Below are 12,506 nucleotides of genomic sequence, written 5' to 3'. Positions count from 1 at the left end.
AATAAGGCACATATGTTTCGAGGCAAATTAAGTGCCATGACACTGGCGGTGATTAATTACCTGATTGATATATAACCTAGCGGTATTTGTGCAATTACATAAATACCGATCGGCTATATACCCAGTTATAAGTATCAGCCGCGCGGGGCATAGGCGAACACGTCGGCGCGCATCTGATGCGCATCCATTCCCGCCTCAACCAGCGCGTCCAGCGTGCCATAAACCATCGCCGGCGAACCGCTGGCATAGACGTGCAGCGGCTTCAGGTCAGGGAAATCCTCGCAAACCGCCTCGTGCAACATGCCGCAGCGCCCTTCCCAGCCGCACTGGTCGCTGACGACCTTGTGCAGAAACAGGTTGGGCAGCTTCAGCCATTCGTCCCAGTGCTCGATCTGATAGAAATCTTCCGGACGGCGCACACCCCAGTACAGATGCACCGGATGCTTGAAACCTTCGGCGCGGCAATGCTCGATCAGGCTGTGAATCTGGCCCATGCCGGTGCCAGCGGCAATCAGCACCAGCGGGCCTTCGGGCAGCTCCGCAAGGTGTGTGTCGCCAAACGGCAGCTCGACACGCACCATCGGGTTGCGTTGCAGCTGTTCGATCAGGCTCAGCGCACTGGCTTCGCGCGCCAGCACGTGGATTTCCAGATCACGCCCGCCGTGGGGTGCCGAAGCCATGGAGAACGCCGATTTCTCGCCGCTCTCACGCTCGATCATCAAATACTGCCCGGCGTGATAACGCGGTGGCTTGCCCGCCGGTGCACGCAGACGCACGCGCCAGGTATCGCCGCCCACCTCGCGGCACTCGATGACCTGACACGACAGGCTGCGCACCGGCAGCTCACCCAATGCGAGCACGCCATCCCACAACAGCACGCAGTCTTCCAGCGGTTCGGCGATGCAGGTGTAGAACTCGCCGTGGTCGTGGACTTTGCCGGCCTGCTCGACGCGGCCTTCGACCAGCAGCGCGGCACACACGTGGCAATTGCCGTTGCGGCAGCTTTGCGGGCAGTCATAGCCCAGGCGCCGCGCGCCGTCGAGAATCCGCTCACCGGGTTGAATCTCGAGCACCGCTCCGGAAGGCTGCAGGGTTACACGCATCAATCTATTCCTAACTGATTCCAGATGGCATCGATCCGTTGGGTGACGGCGTCGTCCTTGACGATCACGCGGCCCCACTCGCGGGTGGTTTCGCCCGGCCACTTGTGGGTGGCATCCAGGCCCATTTTCGAGCCCAGGCCGGAAATCGGCGAGGCGAAGTCGAGGTAGTCGATCGGCGTGTTATCGATCATCACCGTATCGCGCTTGGGGTCCATGCGCGTGGTGATGGCCCAGATCACGTCGTTCCAGTCGCGGGCGTTGATATCGTCGTCAGTGACGATAACGAACTTGGTGTACATGAACTGTCGCAAAAACGACCAGACGCCGAGCATCACGCGCTTGGCATGCCCCGGATACGACTTCTTCATTGTCACCACGGCCATGCGGTACGAGCAGCCTTCCGGCGGCAGGTAGAAGTCGGTGATCTCCGGGAATTGCTTCTGCAGGATCGGCACGAACACTTCATTCAGCGCCACGCCGAGAATCGCCGGCTCATCCGGCGGACGGCCGGTGTAAGTGCTGTGATAAATCGGTTTGATCCGGTGGGTGATGCGCTCGACGGTGAACACCGGGAAGCTGTCGACTTCGTTGTAGTAACCGGTGTGGTCGCCATACGGGCCTTCGTCGGCCATTTCGCCCGGATGAATCACGCCTTCGAGGATGATTTCGGCGGTGGCCGGCACTTGCAGGTCGTTGCCACGGCACTTGACCAGCTCGGTGCGGTTACCGCGCAAGAGACCGGCGAAAGCGTATTCGGAAAGGCTGTCCGGCACCGGGGTTACAGCGCCAAGGATAGTCGCCGGATCAGCGCCAAGGGCCACCGACACCGGAAACGGCTGCCCCGGATGCTTTTCGCACCACTCGCGGAAGTCGAGAGCACCGCCACGATGGCTGAGCCAGCGCATGATCACCTTGTTGCGAGCGATCACTTGCTGACGGTAGATGCCGAGGTTCTGACGTTCCTTGTTCGGGCCTTTGGTGACCGTCAGGCCCCAGGTGATCAGCGGGCCAACGTCGCCGGGCCAGCAGGTCTGCACCGGCAGCATTGCCAGATCGACGTCGTCGCCTTCGATGACCACTTCCTGACACACCGCGTCTTTGACGACTTTCGGCGCCATGGAAATGATCTTGCGGAAGATCGGCAGTTTCGACCATGCGTCCTTCAAGCCCTTCGGCGGCTCCGGTTCCTTCAGGAAGGCCAGCAGCTTGCCGATTTCGCGCAGTTCGCTGACCGACTCGGCGCCCATGCCCATGGCCACGCGCTCGGGGGTGCCGAACAGGTTGCCGAGCACCGGGATGTCGTAACCGGTGGGTTTTTCGAACAGCAGCGCCGGGCCTTTGGCCCGCAACGTGCGGTCGCACACCTCAGTCATCTCCAGCACCGGCGAGACGGGAATCTGGATGCGTTTCAACTCTCCGCGCTGCTCAAGCTGCTGCACGAAATCCCGAAGATCCTTGAATTTCATTGACGATGGCACCCTCAAAATAGGCGTACATCCTACCTGCTCTGACGGGCAAACAGCAGCCCGTCAGTGCCCGGCATCGCTCAATTGTGGCTAGCACCCAGCAGCATCGGCGCAAACAACGGGCTGAGTCTGGCGCTGCCGGCGTCGGAAAGATGGTCGGCATCCTTGTACTGCGAATGGCCGTCGACATCGATCATGCACAAGCCGTCCTTGCACATCAACGGCGTCGGATCGATGACGTGCACCCCGGCATCCGCGGCATTCATCGAGCCGAACAGCTCGGTGAAAAACTGCTGGCGAGCCAGATGCTCGGCGAGCGGGCGGCCCAATCCTTCGGCCGAGCGGCCAATACGCGCCAGACTGGTCAAGCGGCTGATGTAACTCTTGTGCTGCAGTGGCACCTCCTTGAACAACCAGACCTGCACGCCCGCCTCACGCAATTCGCTGACCTGAGCCTTGATCGCCGCTGCCATGCGCTTTTCCGATTGCGCGACATTGCGCGAAGGGTCGAGGAGGAACTGCTTGTCGCCGTCACCGTCCTCGCGGCCGTAGACATACAGACTCCAGTTCGCCGCCAGCACCACGTCCTTGATACCCAGCTCGCGGACCAGCTGCATATTGCGCTGGTTGAACTGCTTGCATTGCGCGCGCAGGGCGTCGTCGATGATCGGTGGGCATCCGGTGAGGCTGTACAGCCACACCGGCTGACCGTCACGCTGGCTATTGCCTTCGATGGCGGGCAGCAGCGCGGCGGTGTGGCTGTCACCCCAGAACATTTTCGTCGGCGCAATTTTCTGATCGCCGCCCACGCGACACGCCTTGTCCAGGGTTTTGTCCTTGCTCATGTGCATGCATTGCATCTGCCCGGCGTTCCACTCCTGGGACTGGGCATATTCCAGCGCTTTGCCGCTCAGGCGCTCAGGCACGCCGTCCGCCGAACGGATGGCCGAACCGACCACCGCCAGGACGGCAATCGACACCAGGCCACCGACCAACACCGAGTTTCGACTGGCGAACACGCGTTTTTCGCGAAACGGCAGCTCGACAAAGCGCAGACTCAGCCAAGCCAGTGCGACCGCCAGCGCGATCCAGCCAAGCGCTTCAAGCGGCTGGATGCCGTCGATCGAGATGGCATTGGCATACACGTAGATCGGCCAGTGCCACAGGTATAGCGAGTAGGACAACAGACCGATCCACACCATTGGCCGCAGGCTCAACACCTGGCCGGCCAGGGTCGGGCCGCGAGCGCCCGACCAGATCAATGCGCTGGTACCGAGCACCGGCAGCAACGCTGCCCAGCCCGGGAACACGGTGGTTTTGTCGAATGTGAAGATTGCCAATAGCACCGCCGCCAGTCCGGCCAGGCCGACGGTCTGCCGAAACCAAAGCCGCGGCGCATGTTTTGCTGCCGGCAACACTGCGAGCATGGCGCCGCAGAGCAATTCCCAGGCGCGGGTCGGCAGGGAGAAGAAGGCGAATTCCGGGCGACGCTCGATGTAGACGATGTTCAGCCCGAACGACACCAGCAGCACGGCGAACAGCATCCAGCGCCAATGCCGGACATAGCGCATCAGCAGCACCATCATCAGCGGGAAGAAGATGTAGTACTGCTCCTCCACGGCCAGCGACCAGGTATGCAGCAAGGGTTTGAGATCGGAGGCCGGGGCGAAGTAGCCGTCCTCGCGCATGAACAGGATGTTGGAAATGAACAGCGACTGATAGCGAATCGTTCGTCCCAGATCGGACAGATCCTTGGCGGTCAGCAGCAACCAGCCCAGCGCCAGAGTCACCACTACGACCAGCGTCAGCGCCGGCAGAATGCGTCGAGCGCGACGGCCCCAGAAGTCGAGAAAGCTGAAGCGCTGGGCGCTGATTTCGCGAAACAGGATCGAGGTGATCAGAAACCCGGAGATGACGAAGAAAACATCCACGCCGACAAAGCCGCCGCTGAACGTATTGAATCCGAAATGAAACAGCACGACGGGAAGAACCGCGAGCGCGCGTAAACCGTCGATATCACGGCGATTGCCAAACGTGTGCATGAAAAACCTTACCTGTTCTGGATACAGAATCCCTTGAAGGCGCGACGTTAGCAGCCGCGCAAACTTCAATCCAGATACAAATAATCGCGGGCAAAAAAAAGCGCCCCTCGCGGGACGCCTTTTTTAACAGCGCAGAATATTACTTGCGCTTCATCGACAAGAAGAACTCGTCGTTGGTCTTGGTCGTCTTCAGCTTGTCGACCAGGAACTCGATGGCGGCAACTTCGTCCATCGGGTGCAGCAGCTTGCGCAGAATCCACATGCGCTGCAGTTCGTCGTCGGCAGTCAGCAACTCTTCGCGGCGGGTGCCGGAACGGTTGATGTTGATGGCCGGGAACACACGCTTCTCGGCAATCTTGCGATCCAGAGGCAGTTCCATGTTGCCGGTACCCTTGAACTCTTCGTAGATCACTTCGTCCATCTTCGAGCCGGTTTCAACCAGCGCGGTGGCGATAATGGTCAGCGAGCCGCCTTCTTCGATGTTACGCGCGGCACCGAAGAAACGTTTCGGCTTCTCCAGGGCGTGGGCATCGACACCACCGGTCAGGACCTTGCCGGAGCTCGGGATCACGGTGTTGTAGGCACGGGCCAGACGGGTGATGGAGTCGAGCAGGATCACCACGTCTTTCTTGTGTTCGACCAGGCGCTTGGCCTTCTCGATCACCATTTCAGCTACCTGGACGTGACGGGTCGGCGGCTCGTCGAAAGTCGAGGCAACCACTTCGCCGCGCACGGTGCGCTGCATTTCGGTCACTTCTTCCGGACGCTCGTCGATCAACAGCACGATCAGGTGAACTTCAGGGTTGTTGCGGGCGATGTTCGCTGCGATGTTCTGCAGCATGATCGTTTTACCGGCCTTCGGCGGCGCAACGATCAGACCACGCTGGCCTTTGCCGATCGGCGCGCACAGGTCGATCACGCGGCCGGTCAGGTCTTCGGTGGAACCGTTGCCGGCTTCCATCTTCATGCGCACGGTCGGGAACAGCGGGGTCAGGTTCTCGAAGAGAATCTTGTTTTTCGCGTTCTCCGGACGATCGAAGTTGATCGTGTCGACCTTGAGCAGGGCGAAATACCGCTCGCCTTCCTTCGGAGGGCGGATCTTGCCAACGATGGTGTCACCGGTGCGCAAGTTGAAGCGGCGGATCTGGCTCGGCGAGACGTAGATGTCGTCAGGGCCGGCGAGGTAGGAAGCGTCTGCGGAGCGCAGGAAGCCGAAGCCGTCCTGGAGAATCTCCAGCACGCCATCACCGGAGATTTCCTCGCCGCTTTTCGCGTGCTTTTTCAGCAGGGAGAAAATCACGTCCTGCTTGCGCGAACGGGCCATATTTTCTATGCCCATCTGTTCGGCCAATTCGAGCAGTTCGGTAATCGGCTTTTGCTTGAGTTCAGTCAGATTCATATAGGAATGACGTAATCATTTATGGAGGGGGGAAATTAAGCTTTTGGCTTAATGAGGCCGCGCCGCGGAGAAGGCGACAGGATCGCGAACTAATTCGAAAAGGAGTGCGTCGGCGACGGCTAGCAGGGGGCATTGGAGAAACCAGTGCGGGGCCGAATGTACCACCTGAGTTTCGGAGCGTCCAGCCCTGAATACGCAAAAAGCCCCGCGAAGTGCGGGGCTTTTTTTCAGCGTTTTACTGCGACGCTCAGACGTTGGCGTCGAGGAAAGCCGCCAGCTGCGACTTCGACAGTGCGCCGACCTTGGTCGCTTCAACGTTGCCGTTCTTGAACAGCATCAGCGTCGGGATACCACGCACGCCATACTTGGCCGGGGTTTCCTGGTTTTCGTCGATGTTCAGTTTGGCGACGGTCAGCTTGCCTTTGTAGGTCTCGGCAATCTCGTCCAGAACCGGTGCGATCATTTTGCAAGGGCCGCACCATTCAGCCCAGTAGTCGACCAGGACAGCGCCTTCGGCCTCGATTACGTCAGCATCGAAGCTAGCGTCGCTAACGTGTTTGATCAGATCGCTGCTCATGGAGTTCTCCAGGTTGTAAGCAAAAAAACGTGGCCCATCATAGCCGCCCTTCCCTTGTTCCGGAAGCCGCAGATGATTGAGTGTTGCTATGGCCCCTGATGAGTTTGGGTATAGCTCAAGTCACGCCGTGGCGGGAGCGATGAAGGCGATTCCGGTGCGCAGGGCGGCGTTGCGCACGTGTTCCTGCATGGCTTTCTGCGCCGCCCCCGACGCGCGGCGCGCCAGGGCACGGAGGATCTTGCGATGTTCCTGCCAGGTTTCCATGGCGCGCTCGGCGCGGATGAACGGCAGTTTCTGGCTCTCGAGAAAGATTTCGGCGCTGGCGGTGAGGATGCTCAGCATCGCCTGATTGCCACTGGCCAGGAGGATGCGCCGGTGAAATTCGAAGTCGAGTTTCGCCGCCGCTTCGAAGTCGCCGCCGCGCAATTGCTCGCGCATCGCCGCGACATTGTCTTCCAGCGCATCCAGATCAAACGTGCTCAAGGTTGTCGCGGCAAGCCCGGCGGCAAAGCCCTCCAGCGCGTAGCGCAACTGAAAGATGTCCAGCGGCGAGGCTTGCGCCGCGAATGGCCAGCCCGGCGCTTCGCCGCGCGACAATTCGACCGGCGACTGCACGAACACGCCCTTGCCCGGCTGAATGCTGACCACGCCCAGTGCACTGAGCGACGACAGCGCTTCACGCAACGATGCCCGACTGACGCCCAGTTGCAGCGCCAGATCCCGTTGCGAAGGCAACGCGTCGCCGGCCCCGAAGCCCTGTTCGGTGATCAGTTTGCGGATCGCTTGCAGCGCCACTTCGGGTACGGCGCGGGAGATCGAATTCATGATGTGCGGACGCGTCAGTGCCAAGGTGCGGCTAGTTGTAAAGCTATTCGTCGAGTCCGGCAAGTCGTGCCCCAGCGGGGTTCGGCGCGCACTGCCGATGCGCCATCGCAGTGCGAAAACCGAGTTGACTGTTCAGACCAGTAAGACCGAACCAAGCCGCTGATGCCGCGGCCTGCCGGGGCGAAATCTGCCTCTTGGCACGGCCCATGCTCTGTCCGATCGCAGCAACCACTTCCCGCCGATCCGGAGATTGTCCATGACCCAGCGTTACAGCGCCCTCCTCGCTTCCCTGTTTGCCGGCCTGCTGCTGTGCCAGGCCCCCGCTCACGCCGACGGTCTGGACGACGTGGTCAAACGCGGCACGCTGAAAGTTGCCGTGCCCCAGGACTTCCCGCCGTTCGGCTCGGTCGGCCCGGACATGAAGCCGCGCGGCCTGGATATCGACACGGCGAAACTGCTCGCTGACCAACTCAAGGTCAAACTCGAACTGACCCCGGTCAACAGCACCAACCGCATCCCGTTCCTCACCACCGGCAAAGTCGATCTGGTGATTTCCAGCCTCGGCAAAAACCCCGAGCGTGAGAAAGTCATCGACTTCTCCCGCGCCTATGCGCCGTTCTACCTCGCCGTGTTCGGTCCGCCAGACGCCGCGATCACCAGCCTCGACGACCTCAAGGGCAAGACCATCAGCGTCACCCGGGGCGCCATCGAAGACATCGAGCTGAGCAAAGTCGCCCCCGAAGGCGTGACTATCAAACGTTTCGAAGACAACAACTCGACCATAGCCGCTTACCTGGCCGGCCAGGTCGATCTGATCGCCAGCGGCAACGTGGTGATGGTTGCCATCAGCGAGAAGAACCCCAAGCGCGTGCCGGCGCTGAAAGTGAAGCTCAAGGATTCGCCGGTCTATGTCGGCGTGAACAAGAACGAAGCGGCGCTGCTGGCCCGGGTCAACGACATCCTCAACAGCGCCAAGGCTGACGGCGCGCTGGAAAAGAACTCGCAGACCTGGCTGAAAGAGCCGCTGCCGGCCGATCTCTGATCGACTGCGTGGGAGACCTTCATGGCTTATCAATTCGATTTCCTGCCGGTGGTGGAAAACACCGACCTGCTGCTGCGCGGCGCGCTGTTCACCCTTGAGCTGACGGCCATCGGCGCACTGCTCGGGGTTGGCGTCGGCATTGTCGGCGCGCTGGTGCGGGCGTGGCACATCCGCCCGTTCTCGGCGATCTTCGGCGTCTACGTCGAGTTGATCCGCAACACGCCGTTTCTGGTGCAACTGTTCTTCATCTTCTTCGGCCTGCCGTCGCTCGGCGTGCAGATTTCCGAGTGGCAGGCGGCGGTGCTGGCGATGGTGATCAACCTTGGCGCCTATTCGACCGAGATCATTCGCGCCGGCATCCAGGCGATTGCGCGCGGGCAACTGGAAGCGGCTGCGGCACTGGCGATGACTCGCTTCGAAGCGTTCCGCCACGTCGTCCTGCTGCCGGCGCTGGGCAAGGTCTGGCCGGCGCTGAGCAGCCAGATCATCATCGTCATGCTCGGTTCGGCGGTGTGCTCGCAGATCGCCACGGAGGAATTGAGCTTCGCCGCCAACTTCATTCAGTCGCGCAACTTCCGCGCCTTTGAAACCTATGCGCTGACCACCCTGATCTATCTGTGCATGGCGCTGCTGATCCGCCAGTTGCTCAACTGGTTCGGCCGTCGCTTCATTGCCAGGAGCAGCCAATGAGCGATTTCACTTTCTGGGACATCCTGCGCAATCTGCTCACCGGTCTGCAATGGACGCTGGCGCTGTCGCTGGTGGCGTTCATTGGCGGCGGCCTGGTCGGCCTGCTGATTCTGGTCATGCGCATCTCGAAAAACACCCTGCCAAGCAGCATCGCCCGCACCTGGATCGAGCTGTTCCAGGGCACGCCGCTGTTGATGCAATTGTTTCTGGTGTTCTTCGGCGTGGCGTTGGCCGGGATCGAAATTTCGCCGTGGATGGCCGCGGCGATCGCTTTGACCTTGTTCACCAGCGCCTATCTGGCGGAGATCTGGCGCGGTTGCGTCGAGGCGATTCCCCACGGTCAGTGGGAAGCTTCGTCGAGCCTGGCGCTCAATCCGCTGGAGCAACTGCGCTACGTGATTCTGCCGCAAGCGCTACGCATCGCCGTGGCGCCGACCGTGGGGTTCTCGGTGCAAGTGGTCAAGGGCACAGCGGTGACCTCGATCATCGGCTTCACCGAGCTGACCAAGACCGGCGGCATGCTCGCCAATGCCACGTTTGAACCGTTCATGGTCTATGGCCTCGTCGCCCTCGGCTACTTCCTGCTCTGCTACCCCTTGTCCCTCAGTGCGCGCTACCTGGAAAGGAGACTGCATGCCTCTGCTTAGAATTTCCGCCCTGCATAAATACTACGGCGATCACCACGTGCTCAAAGGCATCGACCTCAGTGTCGAGGAAGGCCAGGTGGTGGCGATCATCGGCCGCAGCGGCTCGGGCAAATCGACCCTGTTGCGCACCCTCAATGGCCTGGAGTCGATCAACGATGGCGTGATCGAAGTCGACGGCGAGTACCTCGATGCCGCCCGCGCCGATCTGCGCAGCCTGCGGCAAAAGGTCGGCATGGTCTTTCAACAGTTCAACCTGTTCCCGCACCTGACCGTCGGCGAAAACGTCATGCTCGCGCCGCAAGTGGTGCAGAAAGTGCCCAAGGCCAGGGCAGCCGAACTGGCGCGGGAAATGCTCGAGCGAGTCGGGCTCGGGGAGAAATTCGATGCCTTCCCGGACCGCTTGTCCGGCGGCCAGCAGCAGCGGGTGGCGATTGCACGGGCCCTGGCGATGTCGCCGAAGGTGTTGCTCTGCGACGAAATCACCTCGGCACTCGACCCGGAACTGGTCAATGAAGTGCTCAGCGTGGTGCGGCAACTGGCCAAGGAAGGCATGACGCTGATCATGGTCACCCACGAGATGCGCTTCGCCCGGGAAGTCGGCGACAAACTGGTGTTCATGCACCATGGCAAGGTGCATGAGGTGGGCGATCCAAAGATGCTGTTTGCCAATCCGCAGACGGCGGAGCTGGCGAACTTTATTGGCACCGTGGAAGCGACAGCCTGAAGATTTTCTGAGGCAGTGATGCCCTCTTCGCGAGCAGGCTCGCTCCCACAGGGGGAATGCGCTCACCTGTGGGAGCGAGCCTGCTCGCGAATGGCCGCGCCGCGATCTCCAGACTTTCTGTGCTGAATCAAGGCTTTGCGCCATGCGCGTTGGCGTCGGCGTTTGATCGTGGCACGATGTCGGGGTTATCGACCGAGACCCCCTGACCATGCCGCAATCCCAAGCCAAGAATCTGTCCCTGATCGCCGCAATCGACCTGGGCTCCAACAGCTTTCACATGGTCGTGGCCAAGGCCCGGAACGGCGAAATCCGCATCCTCGAACGCCTTGGCGAGAAGGTCCAACTGGCCGCCGGCATCGACGATGCGCGCCAGCTCAATGAAGAATCGATGCAGCGCGGCCTCGATTGCCTCAAGCGCTTTGCCCAACTGATCAACGGTATGCCCCTGGGCGCCGTGCGCATCGTCGGCACCAACGCCCTGCGCGAAGCGCGCAACCGTGGCGAGTTCATCCGCCGCGCCGAGGAAATCCTCGGCCATACCGTCGAAGTCATCTCCGGCCGTGAAGAAGCGCGCCTGATCTATCTGGGCGTCTCGCACACGCTCGCCGATACGCCGGGCAAACGTTTGGTCGCCGACATTGGCGGCGGCAGTACCGAATTCATCATTGGCCAGCGCTTCGAACCATTGCTGCGCGAAAGCCTGCAGATGGGCTGCGTGAGTTTCACCCAGCGCTACTTCAAGGACGGCAAGATCACCCCGGCCCGCTACGCCCAGGCGTATACGGCGGCTCGGCTGGAAATCATGAGCATCGAACACGCTCTGCATCGCCTGACCTGGGATGAGGCCATCGGCTCCTCCGGTACGATTCGCGCCATCGGTCTGGCACTGAAGGCCGGCGGCCATGGCAGCGGTGAGGTCAACGCCGAAGGCCTGGCGTGGCTCAAGCGCAAGCTGTTCAAACTGGGCGACGCCGACAAGATCGATTTCGAAGGCATCAAGCCTGATCGCCGGGCGATCTTCCCGGCGGGTCTGGCGATTCTCGAAGCGATTTTCGATGCCCTCGAACTGCAACGCATGGATCACTGCGACGGCGCGCTGCGCGAAGGCGTGCTCTACGACCTGCTCGGTCGCCACCATCACGAAGATGTGCGCGAACGCACCCTGACCTCGCTCATGGAGCGCTATCACGTCGATCTTGAACAGGCGGCGCGGGTCGAGCGCAAAGCCCTGCATGCGTTCGATCAGGTCGCCGTGGACTGGGAGCTGGACGACGGCATCTGGCGCGAACTGCTCGGCTGGGCGGCGAAAGTGCACGAAGTCGGGCTCGACATCGCTCACTATCACTACCACAAGCACGGTGCCTACCTGATCGAGCACTCTGACCTGGCCGGCTTCTCCCGCGAGGATCAGCAGATGCTCGCGCTGCTGGTACGCGGGCACCGCCGCAACATTCCCAAGGACAAATTCGCCGAGTTCGGCGATGACGGCATCAAGCTGATTCGCCTGTGCGTGCTGCTGCGTTTTGCGATTCTGTTCCATCACATTCGCGGAACCCAGGCGATGCCGCAGGTGGTCCTGCATGCCGAGGGTGACAGCCTGGATGTGGAGTTTCCCGAGAACTGGCTGGAGGAGAACCAGCTGACCCAGGCGGATTTCGCGCTGGAGGCGGACTGGTTGACGCGGGTGGGCATCGTTCTCACGGTGCACTGATCTGCGTTGCAGGAACTGCCGCAGGCTGCGGTCTTTGATCTTGCCTTTAAAGATCAAGATCAAAAGATCGCAGCCACGTTGCACTCGACAGCTCCTACAGGCCATTCCAGGCACAAAAAAGGCGATCCGTCGGGATCGCCTTTTTTATTGGGTCCGGTTTGAGGAACTGCGTGAGCCTTGCCCCTCACCCCAGCCCTCTCCCGAGGGAGAGGGAGCCGATTTGTGGGCTTTTTAAATCCTGAGTTCGACTCGGTCAGTCCCCTCTCCCTCCGGGAGAGGG

The 12,506-nt window shown here is 61.1% G+C and carries 11 protein-coding genes; 5 read left to right on the top strand and 6 right to left on the bottom strand.

What is annotated here, in order from left to right; all coding sequences use genetic code 11:
* Positions 1–134 precede the first annotated feature (134 nt).
* The 6 genes from AEQ63_RS21585 to AEQ63_RS21560 form a co-directional block, all read right to left on the bottom strand.
* Positions 135–1,103 carry a CDP-6-deoxy-delta-3,4-glucoseen reductase gene (locus AEQ63_RS21585; RefSeq protein ID WP_064364680.1) on the bottom strand — a complete coding sequence of 323 codons (969 nt, stop codon included), beginning with the start codon at positions 1,101–1,103 and terminating at the stop codon, positions 135–137.
* Entirely contained in the window at positions 1,103–2,569 is a 1,467-nt protein-coding gene (gene ubiD, locus AEQ63_RS21580) for a 4-hydroxy-3-polyprenylbenzoate decarboxylase (protein WP_042607084.1), read from the bottom strand. The genes AEQ63_RS21585 and ubiD overlap by 1 nt, the downstream gene beginning before the upstream one ends.
* Before the next feature lie 80 nt (positions 2,570–2,649).
* Positions 2,650–4,611 (bottom strand): acyltransferase family protein, encoded by a 1,962-nt coding sequence (locus AEQ63_RS21575; protein ID WP_064364679.1) that lies wholly within the window; start codon positions 4,609–4,611, stop codon positions 2,650–2,652.
* Between the two features lie 139 nt (positions 4,612–4,750).
* The gene (gene rho, locus AEQ63_RS21570; protein WP_003229334.1) at positions 4,751–6,010 is read right to left on the bottom strand and encodes a transcription termination factor Rho; all 1,260 of its coding nucleotides are present in this window, start codon (positions 6,008–6,010) and stop codon (positions 4,751–4,753) included.
* A gap of 247 nt (positions 6,011–6,257) precedes the next feature.
* A complete protein-coding gene (gene trxA / locus AEQ63_RS21565) occupies positions 6,258–6,587 on the bottom strand; it encodes a thioredoxin TrxA (protein ID WP_064364678.1) in 330 nt (109 codons plus the stop codon).
* Between the two features lie 120 nt (positions 6,588–6,707).
* Complete coding sequence (locus tag AEQ63_RS21560; protein WP_064364764.1) at positions 6,708–7,412, bottom strand: FadR/GntR family transcriptional regulator; 705 nt, start codon at positions 7,410–7,412, stop codon at positions 6,708–6,710.
* A gap of 256 nt (positions 7,413–7,668) precedes the next feature.
* On the opposite strand from AEQ63_RS21560, the gene AEQ63_RS21555 reads away from it, so the two are divergent.
* The 5 genes from AEQ63_RS21555 to ppx all read left to right on the top strand — a co-directional run bounded on the left by AEQ63_RS21555 (position 7,669) and on the right by ppx (position 12,226).
* Positions 7,669–8,454 (top strand): transporter substrate-binding domain-containing protein, encoded by a 786-nt coding sequence (locus AEQ63_RS21555; RefSeq protein ID WP_042607087.1) that lies wholly within the window; start codon positions 7,669–7,671, stop codon positions 8,452–8,454.
* Between the two features lie 21 nt (positions 8,455–8,475).
* Positions 8,476–9,144 carry an amino acid ABC transporter permease gene (locus AEQ63_RS21550; protein WP_064364677.1) on the top strand — a complete coding sequence of 223 codons (669 nt, stop codon included), beginning with the start codon at positions 8,476–8,478 and terminating at the stop codon, positions 9,142–9,144.
* Positions 9,141–9,791 (top strand): amino acid ABC transporter permease, encoded by a 651-nt coding sequence (locus tag AEQ63_RS21545; protein WP_016772621.1) that lies wholly within the window; start codon positions 9,141–9,143, stop codon positions 9,789–9,791. The genes AEQ63_RS21550 and AEQ63_RS21545 overlap by 4 nt, the downstream gene beginning before the upstream one ends.
* A complete protein-coding gene (locus tag AEQ63_RS21540) occupies positions 9,778–10,515 on the top strand; it encodes an amino acid ABC transporter ATP-binding protein (RefSeq protein WP_064364676.1) in 738 nt (245 codons plus the stop codon). The genes AEQ63_RS21545 and AEQ63_RS21540 overlap by 14 nt, the downstream gene beginning before the upstream one ends.
* A gap of 208 nt (positions 10,516–10,723) precedes the next feature.
* Complete coding sequence (gene ppx / locus AEQ63_RS21535) at positions 10,724–12,226, top strand: exopolyphosphatase (protein ID WP_042607090.1); 1,503 nt, start codon at positions 10,724–10,726, stop codon at positions 12,224–12,226.
* Positions 12,227–12,506 lie beyond the last annotated feature (280 nt).

The organism is Pseudomonas sp. RIT-PI-o, from assembly GCF_001297215.1.
Lineage (GTDB): Bacteria > Pseudomonadota > Gammaproteobacteria > Pseudomonadales > Pseudomonadaceae > Aquipseudomonas > Aquipseudomonas moraviensis_A.
This window is presented reverse-complemented; position numbering and strand designations above follow the sequence as displayed.